At 61.7% G+C, this 20,127-nt stretch carries 18 protein-coding genes and 1 pseudogene; 8 read left to right on the plus strand and 11 right to left on the minus strand.

Annotation, left to right across the window (positions count from 1 at the left end; all coding sequences use genetic code 11):
• Positions 1 to 215 precede the first annotated feature (215 nt).
• A complete protein-coding gene (gene betT / locus CAF79_RS12345; RefSeq protein ID WP_170929725.1) occupies positions 216 to 2,177 on the plus strand; it encodes a choline transporter BetT in 1,962 nt (653 codons plus the stop codon).
• A 24-nt stretch (positions 2,178 to 2,201) separates the two neighbouring features.
• Here betT and CAF79_RS12350 read toward each other — a convergent pair whose 3' ends face one another.
• The gene (locus CAF79_RS12350; protein WP_085697997.1) at positions 2,202 to 2,462 is read right to left on the minus strand and encodes a hypothetical protein; all 261 of its coding nucleotides are present in this window, start codon (positions 2,460 to 2,462) and stop codon (positions 2,202 to 2,204) included.
• Positions 2,463 to 2,730: 268 nt separating this feature from the next.
• On the opposite strand from CAF79_RS12350, the gene CAF79_RS12355 reads away from it, so the two are divergent.
• Complete coding sequence (locus CAF79_RS12355; RefSeq protein WP_065261145.1) at positions 2,731 to 2,913, plus strand: type II toxin-antitoxin system HicA family toxin; 183 nt, start codon at positions 2,731 to 2,733, stop codon at positions 2,911 to 2,913.
• The gene (locus CAF79_RS12360; protein WP_371917921.1) at positions 2,910 to 3,374 is read left to right on the plus strand and encodes a type II toxin-antitoxin system HicB family antitoxin; all 465 of its coding nucleotides are present in this window, start codon (positions 2,910 to 2,912) and stop codon (positions 3,372 to 3,374) included. Before CAF79_RS12355 ends, CAF79_RS12360 begins: the two co-directional genes overlap by 4 nt.
• A gap of 22 nt (positions 3,375 to 3,396) precedes the next feature.
• On the opposite strand, the gene CAF79_RS12365 is transcribed toward CAF79_RS12360, so the two are convergent.
• Positions 3,397 to 4,359 carry a substrate-binding domain-containing protein gene (locus CAF79_RS12365; RefSeq protein ID WP_371917922.1) on the minus strand — a complete coding sequence of 321 codons (963 nt, stop codon included), beginning with the start codon at positions 4,357 to 4,359 and terminating at the stop codon, positions 3,397 to 3,399.
• On the opposite strand from CAF79_RS12365, the pseudogene CAF79_RS12370 reads away from it, so the two are divergent.
• The 3 genes and pseudogenes from CAF79_RS12370 to mgrA form a co-directional block, all read left to right on the plus strand.
• Positions 4,240 to 5,232 (plus strand): annotated as a pseudogene (locus CAF79_RS12370) (TonB-dependent receptor); the annotation flags it as partial. The gene CAF79_RS12365 and the pseudogene CAF79_RS12370 overlap by 120 nt on opposite strands.
• A 1-nt stretch (position 5,233) precedes the next feature.
• Positions 5,234 to 6,553: an LLM class flavin-dependent oxidoreductase gene (locus CAF79_RS12375; protein ID WP_085697999.1), complete on the plus strand. Its 1,320-nt coding sequence runs from the start codon at positions 5,234 to 5,236 to the stop codon at positions 6,551 to 6,553.
• Positions 6,554 to 6,592: 39 nt separating this feature from the next.
• Entirely contained in the window at positions 6,593 to 7,630 is a 1,038-nt protein-coding gene (gene mgrA / locus CAF79_RS12380; RefSeq protein ID WP_085698000.1) for an L-glyceraldehyde 3-phosphate reductase, read from the plus strand.
• Between the two features lie 160 nt (positions 7,631 to 7,790).
• Here the strand turns inward: mgrA and tauD are convergent, their stop codons facing one another.
• The 7 genes from tauD to CAF79_RS12415 form a co-directional block, all read right to left on the minus strand.
• Entirely contained in the window at positions 7,791 to 8,633 is an 843-nt protein-coding gene (tauD, locus tag CAF79_RS12385; protein ID WP_085698001.1) for a taurine dioxygenase, read from the minus strand.
• Between the two features lie 57 nt (positions 8,634 to 8,690).
• Positions 8,691 to 9,530, minus strand: coding sequence for a taurine ABC transporter permease TauC (tauC, locus tag CAF79_RS12390; RefSeq protein WP_085698002.1), 840 nt, complete (start codon positions 9,528 to 9,530; stop codon positions 8,691 to 8,693).
• Complete coding sequence (gene tauB, locus CAF79_RS12395; protein WP_085698003.1) at positions 9,527 to 10,321, minus strand: taurine ABC transporter ATP-binding subunit; 795 nt, start codon at positions 10,319 to 10,321, stop codon at positions 9,527 to 9,529. Before tauB ends, tauC begins: the two co-directional genes overlap by 4 nt.
• Before the next feature lie 16 nt (positions 10,322 to 10,337).
• Positions 10,338 to 11,315, minus strand: coding sequence for a taurine ABC transporter substrate-binding protein (gene tauA, locus CAF79_RS12400; protein ID WP_007952702.1), 978 nt, complete (start codon positions 11,313 to 11,315; stop codon positions 10,338 to 10,340).
• Between the two features lie 267 nt (positions 11,316 to 11,582).
• Positions 11,583 to 13,166 carry a glutamate--cysteine ligase gene (gshA, locus tag CAF79_RS12405; protein ID WP_085698004.1) on the minus strand — a complete coding sequence of 528 codons (1,584 nt, stop codon included), beginning with the start codon at positions 13,164 to 13,166 and terminating at the stop codon, positions 11,583 to 11,585.
• Between the two features lie 317 nt (positions 13,167 to 13,483).
• Positions 13,484 to 13,867 (minus strand): PaaI family thioesterase, encoded by a 384-nt coding sequence (locus CAF79_RS12410; protein WP_007952699.1) that lies wholly within the window; start codon positions 13,865 to 13,867, stop codon positions 13,484 to 13,486.
• Positions 13,867 to 16,191: a Tex family protein gene (locus CAF79_RS12415; protein WP_085698005.1), complete on the minus strand. Its 2,325-nt coding sequence runs from the start codon at positions 16,189 to 16,191 to the stop codon at positions 13,867 to 13,869. Before CAF79_RS12415 ends, CAF79_RS12410 begins: the two co-directional genes overlap by 1 nt.
• A 360-nt stretch (positions 16,192 to 16,551) precedes the next feature.
• On the opposite strand from CAF79_RS12415, the gene ompR reads away from it, so the two are divergent.
• Both ompR and CAF79_RS12425 read left to right on the plus strand, forming a co-directional pair.
• The gene (gene ompR, locus CAF79_RS12420; RefSeq protein ID WP_007952694.1) at positions 16,552 to 17,292 is read left to right on the plus strand and encodes a two-component system response regulator OmpR; all 741 of its coding nucleotides are present in this window, start codon (positions 16,552 to 16,554) and stop codon (positions 17,290 to 17,292) included.
• Positions 17,293 to 17,406: 114 nt separating this feature from the next.
• Entirely contained in the window at positions 17,407 to 18,720 is a 1,314-nt protein-coding gene (locus tag CAF79_RS12425) for an ATP-binding protein (protein ID WP_085698006.1), read from the plus strand.
• Between the two features lie 35 nt (positions 18,721 to 18,755).
• On the opposite strand, the gene rimK is transcribed toward CAF79_RS12425, so the two are convergent.
• Together rimK and CAF79_RS12435 are read right to left on the minus strand one after the other, a co-directional pair.
• The gene (gene rimK / locus CAF79_RS12430; protein ID WP_065257794.1) at positions 18,756 to 19,661 is read right to left on the minus strand and encodes a 30S ribosomal protein S6--L-glutamate ligase; all 906 of its coding nucleotides are present in this window, start codon (positions 19,659 to 19,661) and stop codon (positions 18,756 to 18,758) included.
• Positions 19,658 to 20,104: an ATP-dependent zinc protease gene (locus CAF79_RS12435; protein ID WP_170844915.1), complete on the minus strand. Its 447-nt coding sequence runs from the start codon at positions 20,102 to 20,104 to the stop codon at positions 19,658 to 19,660. The genes rimK and CAF79_RS12435 overlap by 4 nt, the downstream gene beginning before the upstream one ends.
• Between the last annotated feature and the right edge of the window lie 23 nt (positions 20,105 to 20,127).

Below are 20,127 nucleotides of genomic sequence, written 5' to 3' on the forward strand. Positions count from 1 at the left end.
TAGCGTACGAAAGGTACCGCTGAGCCCTGCGATTAGTCCTGAGCGTACTATCCATGTTTAACTTGAACGTTCATTCAAGTTAAACCGGCGGTTCGCTGCCCGCTCACAACAGGAGGCTTGCCTTTGCTGAGTCCGATCATTTCAGCCATTTTCCAACCCCGTGAGGTGCACCGTTCATGAGTGCATCCTCCACCCCCGCCAGCGGTCTGGTGCGCATGAATCCACCGGTGTTCTGGTTCGCCGCAACGGTGATCCTGCTGTTCGGCCTGACGGTCATCGCCATGCCGGAACAGGCCGGCGCCTGGCTTCTCGAAGCGCAGAACTGGGCGGCCAACACGGTCGGCTGGTACTACATGCTCGCGATGACCCTCTATCTGATCTTCGTGGTGGTCACCGCATTGTCGGGCTACGGCAAGATCAAACTCGGTGCCGACCACGACGAACCCGAATTCAGTTACCTGTCCTGGGCCGGCATGCTGTTCGCCGCCGGGATCAGCATCACGCTGTTTTTCTTCTGCGTGTCCGAACCGCTGACCCACATGATTCAGCCGCCGCAAGGCGAGGCCGGCACGGCTGAAGCGGCGCGTCAGGGGATGCAGATTCTGTTTCTGCACTGGGGTCTGCACGGCTGGGGCGTGTTCGCTTTCGTCGGCATGGCGCTGGCGTATTTCGCCTACCGGCACAACCTGCCGCTGGCCCTGCGTTCGGCGCTGTACCCGCTGATCGGCAAGCGCATCAATGGCCCCATCGGTTACGCGGTGGACGGCTTCGGCATCATCGCCACGGTGTTCGGCCTCGGTGCGGACATGGGCTTCGGCGTGCTCCATCTCAACTCGGGTCTGGATTACCTGTTCGGCATCGCTCACACCCAGTGGATTCAGGTCGGCCTGATTACGTTGATGATGGGCGCGGCGATCATCGTGGCCGTCTCCGGCGTGGATAAAGGCGTGCGGGTCATGTCCGACATCAACATGCTGCTGGCCTGCGCGCTGCTGCTGTTCGTGTTGTTCGCCGGCCCCACACAGCATCTGCTCAACACCCTGATCCAGAATCTGGGCGACTACCTCGGCGCGTTGCCGATGAAGAGTTTCGACCTCTACGCCTACAACAAACCGAGCGACTGGCTCGGCGGCTGGACGGTGTTCTACTGGGCCTGGTGGATTGCATGGTCGCCGTTCGTGGGCCTGTTCATCGCACGGATTTCCCGTGGCCGGACCATCCGCGAATTCGTCTTCGGCGTGCTGCTGATCCCGCTCGGCTTCACCCTGGCGTGGATGTCGATCTTCGGCAACAGCGCCATCGACCAGGTGCTCAATCACGGTATGTCGGCTCTGGGCATTTCGGCCCTAGACAACCCGTCGATGACCCTCTACCTGTTGCTGGAAACCTACCCGTGGAGCAAGACCGTCATCGCGGTGACGGTGTTTATCAGCTTCGTGTTCTTCGTCACGTCCGCCGACTCCGGCACCGTGGTGCTCTCGACCCTGTCGGCCAAGGGCGGAAACCCGGATGAAGACGGGCCGAAATGGCTGCGGGTGTTCTGGGGCGCGATGACCGCACTGATCACCAGTGCGCTGCTGTTCTCCGGCAGCATCGATGCGCTTAAGTCGGCGGTGGTGCTGACCTCGCTGCCCTTCTCGATGATTCTGCTGCTGATGATGTGGGGCCTGCACAAAGCCTTCTATCTGCAGTCGCAGAAGCAGATCGCGCAACTGCATTCGCTGGCGCCGGTGTCCGGCTCACGGCGGGGCAAGGGCGGCTGGCGCCAGCGCCTGAGTCAGGCCGTGCACTTCCCGTCGCGGGACGAGGTGTACCGTTTCATGGACACCACGGTGAAACCGGCCATCGAGGAAGTGACGGCCGTGTTCGCCGAGAAAGGGCTCAATGTCGTTACGCAACCCGATCCGGCGCACGACAGCGTCAGCCTGGAAATCGGTCACGGCGAGCAGCACCCTTTCATCTACCAGGTGCAGATGCGCGGCTACTTCACTCCTTCGTTCGCCCGCGGTGGCATGGGCTCCAAGCAGCTCAACAATCGCCGCTATTACCGCGCCGAAGTGCATCTGAGCGAGGGCAGTCAGGACTACGATCTGGTCGGTTACACGAAAGAGCAGATCATCAACGACATCCTCGACCAATACGAACGGCACATGCAGTTCCTGCATCTGGTGCGTTGATCGGGGCAGGGCGCCGGGACGTTTTCAGGTCTCGGCGCTCAGCACCATGAACAACACCATCGCCGCAATCGGCACGCCGAACACGGCACTGCCGATCGCAATCTCCGACCCCAGCGTCTGCCCGGCGTGCACCACGCCGACCGCCCCGTTGATCACCGTCAACGCCAGCCACAACGCCGCGAAGCCATAGGCCAGCGTCTGCCGACTGAAGCCGATGCGCTCGCCGATGTAGAACATCAGCGCCAGCAGGATCAGGCCGAAGAAGATGATGATTGCGGTGTGCATGGTCGGGATCTACCAGTGGATGGGAGTCGTCCTGGCTTTGCTCATGTTGAGCATAGGTCAGCTGTCGGGCTCATGCTGATCGACACATTTCGCCACGTATACATCTGTTTATGAGAGCTGTGTGCCAGGGCGCGTCCACCGCCGATCTGGCGATTAAACACGCGCCTGTCCACTAGGCTAATATGTCTCCAAGTGTGTATGGTGTGTATTGATGAAGAAGGACAGCTCTTAAAGTACGCAGCTCTTGCTGTCGAACAGGGCGAAGGAAATGCGTAGTCGGGAAATGATCAGGATGATCGAGGAGGATGGATGGTATCTGGTCGCCGTCAAAGGCAGTCACCACCAATACAAACATCCGGGCAAGCCAGGGAGGGTGACGATCAAGCATCCGGATTCAGATCTTCCCAAGGGAACGATCAACAGCATCTTGAAACAGGCGGGTTTGAAATGAAGCCCGTCATTGGAAACGAAATTCCCTTAATGGACATGTCAGAGGAAGGATTCACTTACATGAAATTCCCGGTCGTTCTGCACAAGGATGCCGACTCAGACTACGGAGTGATTATCCCGGATGTACCCGGGTGCTTCTCCGCAGGCACTACGGTAGCCGAAGCATTTGACAACACTCAGGAGGCACTGGCCTTGCACTATGAAGGACTGGTCGCTGATGGCGCACCGTTGCCTCGGGTTCAGGACATTGATGCCCATCTCGAGAATCCGGATTACGCCGGCGGTATCTGGGGTGTAGTCGAGTTTGATATCACTCCCTACTTCGGCAAGTCGGTGCGCTTCAACGCTACGCTCCCGGAGCAGTTGCTGGAGCGTATCGACCAGACTGTACGACGTGATCAGCGTTACAGCTCTCGCTCCGGATTTCTGGCTGCTGCTGCCTTGCGTGAATTGTCAGCTTAAGGCCGATTTACAGAATTCTGGGTCAGGTACTTTCTCGCTCGATGACTTGGCATTGCAGCAAATTAAGTCGCTGCACCTCATCGCTCGGCAGCACGCCCAGGCTTTCCAGCACCCGCGTCGCCGCGAGTACGCCGATCTCCAGCGCCGGCGGTTTGATGGTGCTCAGGCTCGGCAGCAGCATCTCGGCAAACGGGTAATCGCCGAAGCCGAGGACGGCGCAGTCTTCGGGGATCTTGAGGCCGGCGCGTTGCCCGGCGAGCAGGCCGCCGGCGGCGAGGTTGTCGTTGGCGAAGATGATGGCGTCCGGGCGTTGTGAGGCGTTCATCAGCGCTTCCATTCCTTGCTTGCCGGCCTCGAACGGGGCGTGATCGGCGTCCGGTGCGAACACCCACGGTTCCAGACCGAATTCACGCATGGTCGCGGCGTAACCGTCGCGGCGTTCCAGTGCGCTGAAGTCACCTGGCGCGCTGTTCTGCACGAAGGCGATTCGCCGATAGCCTTTGCCGTGCAAATAACGAGCGGCGTTGACCCCCACTTCGAAGTGCGAGAAACCGATCTGAATCGGTTCGCGATCCGGTTGGTAATCCCAGGTCTCGATCACCGGGATATCTGCTTCGGCGAGCATCTTTTCCGTGCCCGGACTGTGGAAGTGACTGGTCACCACCAGCGCCGCCGGTGACCAGCCGAGGAATGCCCGTACCGCGTTTTCTTCTTGCTCCGCGCTGAAGTAACTCGAGGCCAGCAGCAGTTGGTAGCCATGAAGTTCCTTGAATACGTCGGCGGCCTGTTCTACATGCACGGCATGGATGACGAGACCTATCAGCGCACGCTGACCACTACCACGCGCACAGATCGCGGCGTTGCCGATTACAGCACCACCAGCGACAGCTATGCAGTGTTCGGCGAGAGCACGCTGAATTTCACTTCGGACTTGCGTGGCATCGCCGGCCTGCGCTACACCCACGACGATCTGGAATACGATCACCGTCGAGTTTCCACTTCCGCCACCACCGTCAGCGGCATTCAACCGGCCACCAGGAGTTCCGGTTCGGTGGACGAGGACGGTTGGTCCGGCCGGCTCGGTTTGCAATACGACCTGAGCGATACCGTCACCACTTATCTGACTTACTCGCGCGGCTACAAAGGCCCGGCCTACAACGTGTTCTTCAACATGCAGCCGCGCGACACCGAAGCGCTGAAACCGGAAACCTCCAACACCTGGGAGGCGGGTATCAAAGCCTCAAGCTGGAATAATCGCCTGACCACCAACCTCGCGGTTTTCCACAGCGACTACGACAACTATCAGGCGAACTTCTTCGACACCGTCGCCGGGCAAGTCGTAACTCGGCTAATCAACGCCGGCAGCGTCAGCACCGAGGGTGTGGAACTTGACTTCGCTCTGCAGGCGACCCAGCAACTGAAGTTCTCCGGCGCGCTGGCCTACACCCGCGCCCGGATTGATGAGTTCGCCTGCCCGGCCGGTGCGGCGGCGTCGTGCAACGTCAACGGCAAACCGCTGCCGTTCAGCCCGGACTGGAAAAGCTACGTGCGGGCCGACTACACCATCGCGCTGGATAACGGCCTGGATATCGAACTCGGCACCGACTACAGCTGGCAGAGCGAAGTGCAGTACGACATCAGCCAGAACGCCGACACCAAACAGGGCGCCTACGGTCTCTGGAACGCCAGCGTGGCACTGGCCGATTACTCCAATGGCTGGCGCGTGGCGTTGCTGGGCAATAACCTCACCGACAAGACGTATTCGCCATTGCTCGCCAGCGGTGGCAACTACATCTACCGCGCTGTGCCGCGCGACGACGAGCGCTACTTCGGCGTGCAACTGCGCAAGGACTTCTGAGATGAGCAGGCAGTTGAAACTCGGCGCTTTCCTCATGGCTACCGGGCACCACGTTGCTGCGTGGCGGCATCCGGACGTACCCGCCAACGCCGGGCTGGATTTCGCCCATTACAAACGCCTGGCGCAGATTGCCGAGGCAGCGAAGTTCGACACCTTGTTCGTCGCCGACAGCGTCGCCGCGCCGACCAAGGACATCGCCAGCCGCATGGCCCGTTCGGATCACTTCGAACCGCTGACGTTGCTCTCGGCCTTGAGCGCGGTGACCGAGCACATCGGCCTGATTGCCACCGCGACCACCAGCTACAACGAGCCCTACCACGTGGCGCGTAAATTCGCCTCGCTCGATCACCTGTCGGGCGGGCGAGCGGGGTGGAATCTGGTGACCTCGGACAACGCCGCCGAAGCACAGAATTTCGGCCGCGATGAACACATCGGCCATGCCGAACGCTACAGCCGCGCCCGGGAATTTCATCAGGTGGTCACCGGGCTTTGGGACAGTTGGCAGGACGATGCCTTCATTCGCGACAAGGCCAGCGGCGCGTATTACGATCCGGAAAAACTGCATGTGCTGGATCACGTCGGCGAACACTTTCGGGTCAAGGGCCCGTTGAACGTTGCGCGTTCGCCACAGGGTCAGCCGGTGATTGTGCAGGCCGGCCCGTCGGAAACCGGGCGTGAACTGGCGGCGCAGACGGCCGAAGTGGTGTTCACCGCGCAGACCTCGTTGGCCAGCGCCCAGGCGTTCTACGCCGACCTCAAGGGCCGCTTGCTGAAGTACGGACGCAGCGCCGATTCGCTGAAAATCATGCCCGGCGTGTTTGTCGTGGTCGGACAAACGGAAGCCGAAGCGCAGGAAAAGTGTGAAACGTTTCAGCAATTGGTCGAACCCGAGGTTGGCGTCGCCCTGCTTGGGCGTATGCTGGGCAACTTCGATCTGTCGAAGTACTCGCTGGACGGGCCGCTGCCGGAACTGCCGCTGATTGAAAGCGGCCAGCAAAGTCGACAGAAACTGCTGACCGAACTGGCCGGCCGGGAGCATCTGACCCTGGCCGAACTGGGCCGCAGAATCGCCGGCGGTCGCGGGCATTACAGCGTCGTCGGCACACCGTCGCAGATTGCCGACCGCTTGCAGGAGTGGTTCGAGCAGGGCGCGGCGGACGGTTTCAACGTGCTGGTGCCGCACCTGCCGGGCGGGCTCGAAGACTTTGCCATTGGCGTGGTTCCGGAACTGCAACGGCGCGGGCTGTTCAGAACCGAATACGAGGGCCGGACCTTGCGCCAGAACCTTGGCCTCGCCCGGCCCGGCAACAGATTTGCGTAGCAATCGACACCCGATTCAAGACCGACAAGAGAGGATTCGATGACTTACACCGCTGCCGAAAACCGCTATGACTCCATCCCTTACCGTCGCGTCGGACGCAGCGGTCTGGTGCTGCCGGCGCTGTCGCTGGGCCTGTGGCACAACTTCGGCGACAGCACGCCGATCGACACCCAGCGCGCGTTGCTGCGTACCGCGTTCGATCTGGGGATCAACCACTTCGACCTGGCCAACAACTACGGCCCGCCCTACGGCAGCGCCGAGACCAATTTCGGCCGCCTGCTGCGCGAAGACTTCAAGCAGTACCGCGATGAACTGATCATTTCCAGCAAGGCCGGTTGGGACATGTGGCCCGGCCCTTACGGCCAGGGCGGCGGTTCGCGCAAATACGTGCTGGCCAGCCTCGACCAGAGCCTGCAACGCCTCGGTCTGGACTATGTGGATATCTTCTATTCCCACCGCTTCGACCCGGACACCCCGCTGGAAGAAACCGCCAGCGCCCTCGCCACTGCGGTGCAGCAAGGCAAGGCGTTGTACATCGGTATCTCGTCGTACTCCGGGGTGAAAACCCGCGAAATCGCCGCGTTGCTCAAAGAGTGGAAAGTGCCGCTGTTGATTCACCAACCGGCGTACAACCTGCTCAACCGCTGGGTGGAAAAGGACCTGCTCGACACCACCGACGAACTCGGCACCGGCGTGATTGCGTTCACTCCGCTGGCGCAAGGTCTGCTGACCGACAAATACCTCAACGGCGTGCCGGCGGATGCACGGGTCAATCGTCCGGGCGGTGGTTCGTTGCAGGCTTCGCACTTGTCCGAGGCCAACATCGCTCACGTGCGGGCGCTGAACGAGATCGCCAAGCGTCGTGGCCAGAGCCTGGCGCAACTGGCGTTGGCGTGGACGCTGCGCGATCCGCGAATGACCTCGGCGCTGATCGGCGCGAGCCGGCCGGAGCAGATTATCGAGAACGTCGAAGCGTTGAAGAACCTGAGCTTCAGTGCGCAGGAGCTGGCGGAAATTGACCGGTTTGCCCAGGAGGGCGGGATCAATCTTTGGGAGAAGCCTTCCACGGCTGAATAAGTGACTGGCGCCGAGTCATTCGGCGCCTGCTCTGACGCTTTCGCGGGCAAGCCCGCTCCCACAGGGGCCGAGTCGTACACAAAACTTGTGAACGCCGCTGTACCTGTGGGAGCGGGCTTGCCCGCGAAGAGGACGGCTCAAGCACCAGGAAGATCGGTGCCTATTTAAAGAACGGCACATCCCCCAATACCGTAGCCCGCTGCATCACCCGCCGCGCCGGACGGTAATCATCCACCGCGTAATGCTGGGTCACGCGGTTGTCCCAGAACGCGATGTCATCCTTCTGCCAGCGCCAGCGAATGGTGAATTCCGGGCGTGTCGCGTGGGCGAACAAGAACTTCAGCACCGCTTCACTCTCGGTTTCCGACAGCTCATTGATCTTCGACGTGAACCCTTCACTGACGAACAGCGAACGCCGTCCGCTCACCGGGTGCGTGCGAATCACCGGGTGCGACAGCGGTGGATTCTTGCGCCGCGCCGCTTCCCACTGCGCCAGTGCTTCCGGGGTGTTGCCGTAGCGCTCCAGCGGAAACGAGCGGGTGAAATCATGCGTAGCGGTCAACCCTTCGAGCATTGCCTTCATCGGCGCCGACAGCGCTTCATACGCGGCAATGCCGCTGGCCCACAACGTGTCGCCACCAAACTCCGGCAACAGTTTGGCGCTGAGCACCGCGCCCATGGCCGGGGTCGGCAGGAAGGTCACGTCGGTGTGCCAGATCGCGTTGTCGCGCACGTCGGTGACGGCGGTGTCGAGGATCAGCACTTCCGGCTGTTCCGGCACGTTCGGGTAGATCGGATGAATGTGCAGATCGCCGAAGTAGGCGGCGAAACGCGCCTGCTGCGACGGCTCGATCGGCTGATTGCGGAAGAACAGCACCTGGTATTTGAGCAGCGCCTGCTCGATGGCGTCGCGTTGTTCCAGGTTCAGCGGCTGGCTGATGTCGACGCCGCTGATCTGTGCGCCGAGGGCCGAGCTTAACGGGGTGATGTTCAGGCTGCTCATGGTGGTTCTCTTCAATTCCGGGGCCCCGAAACTGTCGGGGTAGTCAGTGCTGAAAAATCAGTGGGCCTGGCCGTGCCACGGCACCAGCTTGCGTTGCAGGGCGCGCAGGCCCATTTCCATGGCGAAGGCGATCAGGGCGATGACCAAAATCCCCAGCACCACCACATCGGTAACCAGAAATTGCGCGGCCGACTGCACCATGAAGCCCAGGCCGCTGGTGGCTGCGATCAATTCGGCGGCGACCAGCGTCGACCAGCCGACACCCAGACCAATGCGCACACCGGTCAGAATGTCCGGCAGGGCGCTGGGCAAAATCACGTGGCGAATCAGTTGCGTGCGAGTCGCCCCCAGCGATTGCGCGGCACGCAGTCTGGCCGGGTCGACGGTGCGCACGCCGGTGGCGGTAGCAATCGCGATCGGGGCGAAAATCGCCAGGTAGATCAGCAGCACTTTCGACAACTCGCCGATGCCGCACCAGATCACGATCAGCGGCAGATAGGCGAGTGGCGGAATCGGCCGGTAGAACTCGATCAGCGGATCGAGCACGCCACGGGCGATGCGATTGGCGCCGATCGCAATGCCCACCGGCACGGCGCTCAGAATCGCGAAACCGAGGCCCAGGCCGATGCGGCTCAGGCTCGCGCCCAAGTGCTGCCACAACGTCGAGTCCATGTAGCCCGTGGTCGCCAGCAACCAGCCTTTTTGCAGCACGGCGGACGGTGGCGGCAGGAACAGCGGCTCGATCAGGCCGGTGGCCGTGACGGCCCACCAGATCACCAGCAACGCGAACAGGGTCAGCAGGCTGATCCAGCGAATGCTGAGGCTGCGACGCACGGGAATCACCGCCGACGTGGCGGCGGGTTTCACGGCGGTGGCGGAAACGTCGTAACTGCTCATGCGCGCTCCTGCCGTTGAACGGCGCTGCGTTGCGAGAACACTTTGGCCAGCACGTGTTCGCGGGTTTCGATGAAGCGCGGATCGGACTTGATCGCCCGCGCCGATTCGCCGGCGGCGTAACGCTTGCCGAAATCCAGGTGCAGGCGCTCGACGATCTGCCCCGGATTCGGCGCCAGCAGAATCAGGTCAGTGGCGAGGAACACCGCCTCTTCAATGTCGTGGGTGATCAGGAATACCGGTTTGGAGGTGCGTTGCCAGACTTGCAGCAACAGCTCCTGCATCTGTTCGCGGGTGAAGGCATCGAGGGCGCCGAAGGGTTCGTCCATCAGCAACACACGCGGGTCCGCCGCGAGGGCGCGGGCCAGGCCGACACGCTGCTTCTGGCCGCCGGAAAGCTGCCAGATGCGACGATGTTCAAAACCGCAAAGGTCGACCAGCGCCAGCATTTCCCGGGCGATCTGTTCGCGTTTGTCCCTGGCCACACCGGCCAGCTCCAGACCGAAGGCAACGTTGGCCAGCACGTCCTGCCAGGGCAGCAGGGCGTCGTCCTGGAATACCACGCCGCGCTCGGCGCTCGGGCCTTTGACCGGCACGTTGTCGAGAGTGATGCGCCCGGCGCTCGGTTCGACGAAACCGGCGATCAGGTTCAACAGCGAAGTCTTGCCACTGCCGGACGGGCCCAGGGCCACCAGCAATTGCCGAGGGCCGAGGGTCAGGGAAATGTCGGACAGAACCGGTTCCGGGCTGCCGGGATACTGTGCGCTGATGCGCTCCAGCTGTAGCAAGGCCATCGCAATTAACTCCCGATCAGTTGGTGATGTACTTGGCGCTGACGTACGGCGCGTAGTCCGGCAGTACCGCTTCGACCTTGCCTTGCTCCTTGAGGAACGCGGCGGTGTCGGTGATGGCTTTGGTGGTCGGTGCGCCGAGGTCGCTGACCTGATCCGCCGCCAGCGGGTAGACGTTGCCCTGCAGCAGCAATGGAATGTCGCTGGCCTTGGCGCCCGAGAGCTTCACCAGCTTGTCGACGTTGCTCTGATTGGCCAGCCAGGCTTTCGGATCCTTGCGGTAGTCGGCATAGGCGTCGAGAGTGACCTTGGCGAAAGCGGTAACGATTTCCGGGTGCTTCTCGGCGAAGTCCTTGCGCACGATCCAGGCGTCGAAGGTCGGCGCACCGAACTTGGCCAGTTCGCCGGAAGTGATCAGCACTTTGCCGTTTTCCTTGGCCACACCCAGCGCCGGATCCCAAACGTAGGTGGCGTCGATGTCACCGCGTTTCCACGCGGCAATGATCGCTGGTGGGGCGAGGTTGAGGACGGTGACTTTCGACGGGTCGATGTTCCAGTGCTTCAGTGCGGCGAGCAGGCTGTAGTGACCGGTGGACACGAACGGCACGGCGATTTTCTTGCCGACCAGATCCTGCGGGGTTTTGATGCCGGAGCCGTCGCGGGCGACCAGTGCTTCGGCGGCGCCGATCTGGGTGGCGATGAGGAAGGTTTCCACCGGGACCTTGCGGGTGATCGCCGCGGTCAGCGGGCTGGAACCGAGGTAGCCGATCTGCACGTCGCCGGACGCGATGGCGGCGATGATGTCGGCACCGTTATCGAATTTGCGCCAGTTGATGTCGGCCTTGGTGGCTTTCTCGTAGGCGCCATCGGCCTGGGCAACTTTCGCCGGGTCAACGGTGGTCTGGTAGGCGACGGTGAGGTCGGCGGCCTGAGCCAGGAAACTCGCGGCAGCCAGAGAGGCCACGGCCAGCAGGCGAAGCGGGAAATTCAGTTTCATTGAAAAGCTCCATATCAGGCGACCGAACGTCGGCGTGAAAGGAGACTAAATGATCTAAGAAACTAAAAATAAATAACCTTTTAGAATGAGCTTATGAGCGGAAAAATCTAAGGAAGGGAAGGTGATAGTTCCCACGCAGACGGTTGATAGTTCCCACGCTCTGCGTGGGAATTCAGCTCGTGACGCTCTGCGTCACTGGGACGCAGAGCGTCCCTTGAGGCATTCCCACGCAGAGCGTGGGAACGATCAACAATAAAAGACAAACGATCAGTTGCTGATCGCCAGAATGCTCGCCTGATACGCACCGACAAACACGTCGAAATCGCCAACCTCGTTCTGTTCCAGCTCAGCCTGTTGCGCCAGCGAAGACCGCGCCAGTTCTTCGAACCGCGCTTGTTCTTCAGCCGCCAACGGCTCGCTGCGGAAGAACTCGGCGTGGGCCTGGCTCTGGCGCAGGGAGAATTGCGCGAAGCTTTCCTTGTGCGTGGCCATCGCCGCCAGCACCTGGGCCGAAGGCGTCAGCGACGAATCCTTGACCTTCGCCAACTGCGCATCGAGCGCCTTGCTGTGGGCATCGCCGCCGTGGCTTTGATCCAGCAGCGCCGCCAGCGGAGCGATTTTTTCCAGCAGTTCGGCGGCCCATTCCTTGAGCTCGACCGGTTGACCGTCGCGCTGCAATTGCAGGCCCGGACGGCGACCTTCCTTGACCACGCTGAGGAAGTTGGAGGTGGCGTTGCCGCAGGAGTTGTTGGTCAGCAGCGGGCTTTCGTTGAGTGCGCAGTACAGCAGGAACGCGTCGAGGAAGCGCGACTCGGTGAGGTCGATGCCCATCGGCAGGAACGGGTTGATGTCCAGGCAGCGCACTTCGACGTACTGAATGCCACGGGACATCAAGGCCTGGATCGGCCGCTCGCCGGTGTAGGTCACGCGTTTCGGGCGGATGTTCGAGTAGTACTCGTTTTCGATCTGCAGGATGTTGGTGTTCAGTTGCACCCACTCGCCATCCTGGTGCGTGCCGACTTCGACATACGGCGCGTACGGCGTGGCCACCGCTTTGCGCAGGCTGTCGGTGTAGCTCGCCAGGTCGTTGTAGCACGGGGTCAGGCCGGCCTGGGCGTTGCTCTGGTAACCGAGGTCACTCATGCGCAGGCTGGTGGCGTAAGGCAGGTACAGGGTGTCCGGATCCAGTTGTTCCAACTGATGCGGACGACCGCGCAGGAAACCGGCGTCCAGCGCCGGCGAGGCACCGAACAGGTACATCAGCAGCCAGCTGTAGCGGCGGAAATTACGGATCAGCGCGATATAGGACGATGACTGGAAATCCCGGTCGGTGCCGACGAAGCCTTCGGCTTCCTTGAGCAACGGCCAGAGCTTTTCCGGCAGGGAGAAGTTGTAGTGAATCCCGGCGATGCACTGCATGGTCTTGCCGTAACGCAGGGCCAGGCCCTTGCGGTAAACGTACTTGAGCTGTCCGATGTTGGAGGTGCCGTAATAGGCGATCGGGATGTCTTCCTCGGCCGGCAACGGGCACGGCATCGATGGACTCCACAGGTACTCGTTGCCGAGCTTGCTGTAGGCGAAGCGATGAATCTTTTCCAGGCTCGCCAGCGTGTCGGCAGGCTCTGGCAGGGCGGGCGTGATGAACTCCAGCAGCGACTCGGAATAGTCGGTCGTGATCTGTTCGTTGGTCAGCGCGGAACCCAGGGCTTCAGGGTGCGGGGTTTGGGCCAGGCGGCCTTCGCCGGTCACGCGCAGGCATTCACGTTCGATACCGTGAAGGCACTGCTCAAGCAGAGAGAGGTTAGCGCGCTCGCCGAGCAGAGCCAGGCGGCGGTTGAGAAGTTCGCTCAATTTGGATTCCTTCACGCGTCAGTCGCCCCAATATGGGGGTGGGCAGGACGGTCTACAAGGGTGAAGTTGAAACTGGCGTTTTCGCCTGGTTTTTCGGGCTCTGAAGCCCCCGTTGAAACGCCAACTTCACTCCCTGAATCTGGCCGATGCACGCGAAGATTACGCAGTCCCTGTGGGAGCGGGCTTGCCCGCGAATGGGGCGTATCAGCCAGTATCAACTGGTCTGACACACCCCATTCGCGGGCAAGCCCGCTCCCACAGAAAAGCTCGACGCTGCAATCACAGCGCCGAAATTAACTCAAAATGATGAACAACATCTACAGGACAGCGAACGTGCCTTGCGCTTTTGCGACCAGTTTGTCGCCCTGCATCACATCGGCTTCGACCACCAGCGTGCGCCGGCCCGGGTGGATCACCCGTGCCGTGCACATCACCTCGCCTTCGGAGACGGCGCGGATGTAGTTGATCTTGCACTCGATGGTCGCGCTCTGCTGGTCAAAGCCGTGGGTGCTGGAACAGGCCAGCCCCATGGCGATATCCACCAGACTGAACAGCGCGCCGCCGTGCAGCTTGCCGCCGCGGTTGCGCAGTTCGGGTTCCAGCGCCAGGGCGACTTGCGCCACCCCGGTTTCCAGGCTGTGCAGGCGGCAGCCCAACAGCTTGAAAAACGCGCTCTCGACGAGCCCGGCCGGAATGTCCATCAGCGTTTCTTCAACTGCTTGGCGTTGGCAAACAACGACGCCATCGCGTTATTCACCGGAGCAGCCGGGGTGCTTTCCTTGCGTGGCGCCGAACCCTGCGACTGGCGTGGTGCCGAGCCCGGACGCGAGCCACGGGCACCGTCGATCTTCTCGCCCGGGGTGTCGCTCATGCGCATCGACAGGCCGACGCGTTTGCGCGGGATGTCGACTTCCATGACCTTCACTTTCACCACATCACCGGCCTTCACCGCTTCGCGCGGATCCTTGATGAATTTCTCCGACAGCGCCGAAATGTGTACCAGACCGTCCTGGTGCACGCCGATGTCGACGAACGCACCGAACGCTGTGACGTTGGTCACCACGCCTTCGAGGATCATCCCCAGTTGCAGGTCCTTCAAGTCCTCGACGCCTTCCTGGAACTCGGCGGTCTTGAACTCCGGACGCGGGTCGCGGCCCGGCTTTTCCAGTTCCTGCAGGATGTCGGTGACGGTGGGCAGACCGAAGGTCTCGTCGGTGAACTTCTTCGGATCCAGGCGCTTGAGGAACGCGGCGTCGCCGATCAGCGAGCGGATGTCGCGGTCGGTTTCAGCGGCGATGCGTTGCACCAGCGGATAGGCTTCCGGGTGAACGGCCGAGGAATCCAGCGGATTGTCGCCGTTCATCACGCGCAGGAAGCCGGCGGCCTGTTCGAAGGTTTTCTCGCCCAGACGCGCGACTTTCTTCAGCGCAGCGCGAGTCTTGAATGCGCCGTGTTCGTCACGGTGAGTCACGATGTTCTGCGCCAGGGTCGCGTTGAGGCCGGAGATCCGCGCGAGCAGCGCCACGGACGCGGTGTTCACGTCCACACCCACGGCGTTCACGCAGTCCTCGACCACGGCGTCCAGGCCGCGCGCCAGTTTCAGCTGCGACACGTCATGCTGGTACTGGCCGACACCGATGGATTTCGGATCGATCTTCACCAGTTCGGCCAGCGGATCCTGCAAGCGACGGGCGATCGACACGGCGCCACGGATCGATACGTCCAGATCCGGGAATTCCTTGGCTGCCAGCTCCGAGGCCGAATACACCGACGCGCCCGCCTCGGACACCATGACTTTGGTCATTTTCATCGCCGGATATTTTTTGATCAGCTCGATCGCCAGCTTGTCGGTTTCACGGCTGGCGGTGCCGTTGCCGATGGCGATCAGGTCGACCGAGTGCTTGGCGCACAGGGCGGCCAGGATGGCGATGGTCTGATCCCATTTGTTGTGCGGCACGTGCGGGTAAACCGTGGTGTGATCCAGCAGCTTGCCGGTGGAGTCGACCACCGCAACCTTGCAACCGGTACGCAGGCCCGGGTCGAGGCCCAGGGTGGCGCGCGGGCCGGCCGGGGCGGCCAGCAGCAGGTCGTGCAGGTTGTGAGCGAACACGTTGATCGCTTCGGTTTCGGCGCCGTCGCGCAACTCGCCCAGCAGGTCGGTTTCCAGGTGAGTGTAGAGCTTGACCTTCCAGGTCCAGCGCACCACTTCACCCAGCCATTTGTCGGCCGGCCGGTTCTGGTTCTGAATGCCGACGTGCTGGCCGATCATGCCTTCGCACGGGTGCAGGGTGCCCGGCAGTTCTTCGCCGACTTTCAGCGCGCAGCTGAGGATGCCTTCGTTGCGGCCACGGAAAATTGCCAGCGCGCGGTGCGACGGCACGCCTTTGAGCGGTTCGTCGTGTTCGAAGTAATCGCGGAACTTGGCACCTTCCTCCTCCTTGCCGGCGATCACGCGGGCACTGAGGGTGGCTTCCTGCTTCAAATAGTTGCGCAGTTTTTCCAGCAGGTTGGCGTCTTCGGCGAAACGCTCCATGAGGATGTACTTGGCGCCTTCCAGCGCAGCCTTGATGTCCGCCACGCCTTTTTCGGCGTCGATGAAGCGCGCGGCTTCGGTTTCCGGGGCCAGGTTCGGATCGTTGAACAGCCCGTCGGCCAGCTCGCCGAGGCCGGCTTCCAGGGCAATCTGGCCCTTGGTGCGGCGCTTCTGTTTGTACGGCAGGTACAAGTCTTCGAGGCGGGTCTTGGTGTCGGCGAGTTTGATTTCGCGCTCCAGCTCAGGGGTGAGTTTGCCCTGCTCCTGAATGCTGGAAAGAATGCTGATGCGCCGTTCGTCGAGTTCTCGCAGGTAGCGCAGACGCTCTTCCAGATGACGCAGTTGAGTGTCATCGAGGCTGCCGGTCACTTCTTTCCGGTAACGGGCGATGAAGGGAACGGTAGAGCCTTCATCGAGTAGCGCGACGGCCGCTTCGACCTGTTGTGGGCGTACGCCGAGTTCCTCGGCGATGCGGCTGTTGATGCTGTCCATAAAACCACCTGACAAATTGTGAAAGCAGGCTCGCAGGCGCGTAAATAAAGGCCCGGAGTCTGGTGGGGCGGCTTGATGCTGGCCGCTGCCTGGGTCAAAAGGCATCCCATTGACCCGTGAAATCGAACAATTACTGCGGCGCCCATGAAAATAAGGGGCGGCCACCTGCGGTAACGATTCAGACGTTGCCTGACACAAAAGGCCGCGCATTATAACCAGCGTTCTGTCATTCGGGGGCGACGCAGTCTGTAGGCACAAGCCCCGGTTTTCTGGCAGTGAAGGAAAAATCTGCTAACAATGCACACGGTGCGTATAACGGCAGCTACGCCATAATGCGCGCCGAGCTAAAAGGAGCATCCAATGAGCAGCACTGCACAAACTGCTGAAGGCGAAAAAATTCTCATCGTTGACGACGATCCGGGGCTGAGCAGCCTGCTGGAACGCTTTTTCGTCAGCAAGGGCTACCGTGCCCGCGCCGTACCGAATACCGAGCAGATGGATCGTCTGCTGTCGCGTGAAGTGTTCAACCTGGTCGTCCTCGACCTGATGCTGCCGGGCGAAGACGGCCTCACCGCTTGCCGCCGCCTGCGCGGTGCGAACAATCAGATTCCGATCATCATGCTCACCGCCAAGGGCGACGAGCTGAGCCGTATCAAGGGTCTGGAACTGGGCGCCGACGACTACCTGGCCAAGCCGTTCAACCCGGACGAGCTGATGGCTCGCGTCAAAGCCGTATTGCGCCGCCAGGCGGCACCGGTGCCGGGCGCGCCGGGCAGTGAAGAAGAAAACGTCACGTTTGGCGATTACGTGCTGTCCCTGGCCACCCGCGAACTCAAGCGCGGCGACGAAGTGCACATGCTCACCACCGGTGAGTTTGCGGTACTCAAGGCTCTGGTGATGAATGCCCGCCAGCCACTGACTCGCGACAAACTGATGAACCTGGCCCGTGGCCGCGAGTGGGATGCTCTGGAGCGTTCCATCGACGTGCAGATTTCCCGTCTGCGCCGGATGATCGAACCCGATCCGTCCAAACCGCGTTACATCCAGACCGTCTGGGGTGTCGGCTACGTGTTCGTGCCGGATGGCAACTCCACCAAGTGATGGGTGATTTGTAGGAGCGGGTCTGCGCGAAACGGTCGGAAACGCCGTCCGCGCAGACTCGCAATCCGCAATATGCGAGCATTGCTCGCTCCTGCAAGTGTGTAGCGCTTATCCATGAAAACCCCCGTCTGGTTCCCCCAAAGTTTCTTCTCCCGCACCCTGTGGCTGGTGCTCATCGTCGTATTGTTTTCCAAGGCACTGACTCTGGTTTATCTGTTGATGAACGAGGACGTGCTGGTGGATCGGCAATACAGCCACGGCGTCGCCCTGACGCTGCGTGCCTACTGGGCGGCCGACGAAGAAAACCGCGCGAAAATTGCTGATGCCGCAACCCTGATCCGGGTCGTTGGTGCCGGTGTGCCGGAAGGTGAACAGCACTGGCCGTACAGCGAAATCTACCAGCGGCAGATGCAGGCGGAGCTGGGCGCCGACACCGAAGTGCGCTTGCGCATGCACTCGCCGCCGGCCTTGTGGGTTCGCGCGCCGAGTCTCGGCGATGGTTGGCTGAAAGTCCCGCTGTATCCACACCCGCTGCGCGGCCAGAAAATCTGGAACGTGCTTGGCTGGTTCCTGGCGATCGGTTTGCTGTCCACGGCGTCGGCGTGGATTTTCGTCAGCCAGCTCAACCAACCGTTGAAACGTCTGGTATATGCCGCCCGGCAACTCGGCCAGGGCCGTAGCGTGCGCCTGCCGATCAGCGATACCCCCAGCGAAATGGCCGAGGTTTATCGTGCCTTCAACCAGATGGCCGAAGACGTCGAGCAGGCCGGTCGCGAGCGTGAGCTGATGCTCGCGGGGGTATCCCATGACTTGCGCACACCGCTGACCCGTTTGCGGCTGTCACTGGAGTTGATGGGCGACCGCACCGACCTGACCGAGGACATGGTCCGAGACATCGAAGACATGGACGCGATCCTCGACCAGTTCCTCGCATTCATTCGCGATGGCCGGGACGAGTCGGTGGAGGAAGTGGATCTCAGCGATCTGGTGCGTGAAGTGGCGGCGCCCTTCAACCAGAGTGAAGAGAAAGTACGCCTGCGCCTGGAGCCGATCCAGCCGTTCCCGCTGCGTCGGGTGTCGATGAAGCGTTTGCTGAACAACCTGATCGGCAACGCCTTGAATCATGCCGGCGGCAGCGTGGACGTCGCGGCCTATGTCTCCGGAGACACCAGTGCGCCGTACGTGGTGCTGAGCGTAATGGATCGGGGGGCGGGGATCGATCCTTCCGAGCTTGAGGCGATCTTCAACCCGTTCACCCGTGGCGATCGTGCGCGGGGCGGCAAGGGCACCGGGCTGGGACTGGCGATTGTGAAGCGGATTGCTTCGATGCACGGCGGCAATGTCGAGTTGCGCAACCGCTCCGGTGGCGGGCTGGAGGCGCGGGTCCGGTTGCCATTGGGATTGATGCTGCCGCGAGACGCGGTTTAAGTTTCAGGCGGCCTTGCGGCCGCCTGATTCAAGGTTCAACCCTTGCCTTTTGTGCGGGTCATGTTCGGCCCGCCATTCTTCTCAAGGTGCTCGATGATGATCCCCGCCACGTTTTTGCCCGTGGTGGTTTCGATCCCTTCCAGACCCGGTGACGAATTCACTTCCATCACCAGCGGCCCGTGGTTGGAACGCAGAATATCCACGCCCGCCACCGTCAGCCCCATGACCTTGGCTGCACGCAGCGCAGTCATGCGTTCTTCCGGGGTGATTTTGATCAGGCTGGCGCTGCCGCCCCGGTGCAGGTTGGAGCGGAACTCGCCGGGCTTGGCCTGACGCTTCATCGCCGCGATCACCTTGTCGCCGACCACGAAGCAGCGGATGTCCGCGCCGCCGGCTTCCTTGATGTATTCCTGCACCATGATGTTCTGCTTCAGGCCCATGAACGCCTCGATCACCGACTCTGCCGCCGTCGCGGTTTCACACAACACCACGCCGATTCCCTGGGTGCCTTCCAGCACCTTGATCACCAGCGGCGCGCCGTTGACCATGTCGATCAGGTCGGGAATGTCATCCGGCGAGTGGGCGAAACCGGTCACCGGCAGGCCGATGCCCCGGCGCGACAGCAATTGCAGCGAACGCAGCTTGTCCCGGGAGCGGGCGATGGCCACCGATTCGTTGAGCGGAAACACCCCCATCATTTCAAACTGGCGCAACACTGCGCAGCCATAAAACGTCACCGACGCGCCGATCCGCGGGATCACTGCATCGAAACCCTCCAGCGGCTTGCCGCGGTAGTGGATCTGCGGCTTGTGGCTGGCAATGTTCATATAGGCGCGCAAGGTGTCGATCACCACCATTTCATGCCCGCGTTCGGTTCCGGCTTCGACCAGACGGCGGGTGGAATACAGACGCGGATTTCGCGACAGCACAGCGATCTTCATGCAACACCTGTGGAGGAGGTAGATACCGGGAACACCGGCTTGTCTTGTACATATTTGATGCCCGGATTGACCACCAGCTGGCCGTCGATCAGGGCTTTGGAACCGAGCAACAGGCGATAGCGCATGGACTTGCGGCAGGCGAGGGTGAACTCGATCGGCCAGACCCTGTCACCCAGGGCCAGCGTGGTGCTGATCACGTAGCGGACCTGGGCCTGGCCATTGGAGCTCTTGATGGTCTTGCGGGCGACCAGCGGCGCTTCGCATCGCCGATGGCGCAACTGCACGACGGTGCCCAGGTGCGCGGTGAAGCGCACCCACTTCTCACCGTCGCGTTCGAACGGCTCGATGTCGGTGGCATGCAGGCTGGAGGTGCTGGCGCCGGTATCGATTTTTGCCCGAAGGCCGGCGACTCCCAGATCCGGAAGCGCCACCCACTCGCGCAGACCGATAACGGTCAAATGGTCAA

Source organism: Pseudomonas sp. B26(2017) (genome assembly GCF_002113045.1).
Classification (GTDB): Bacteria; Pseudomonadota; Gammaproteobacteria; order Pseudomonadales; family Pseudomonadaceae; genus Aquipseudomonas.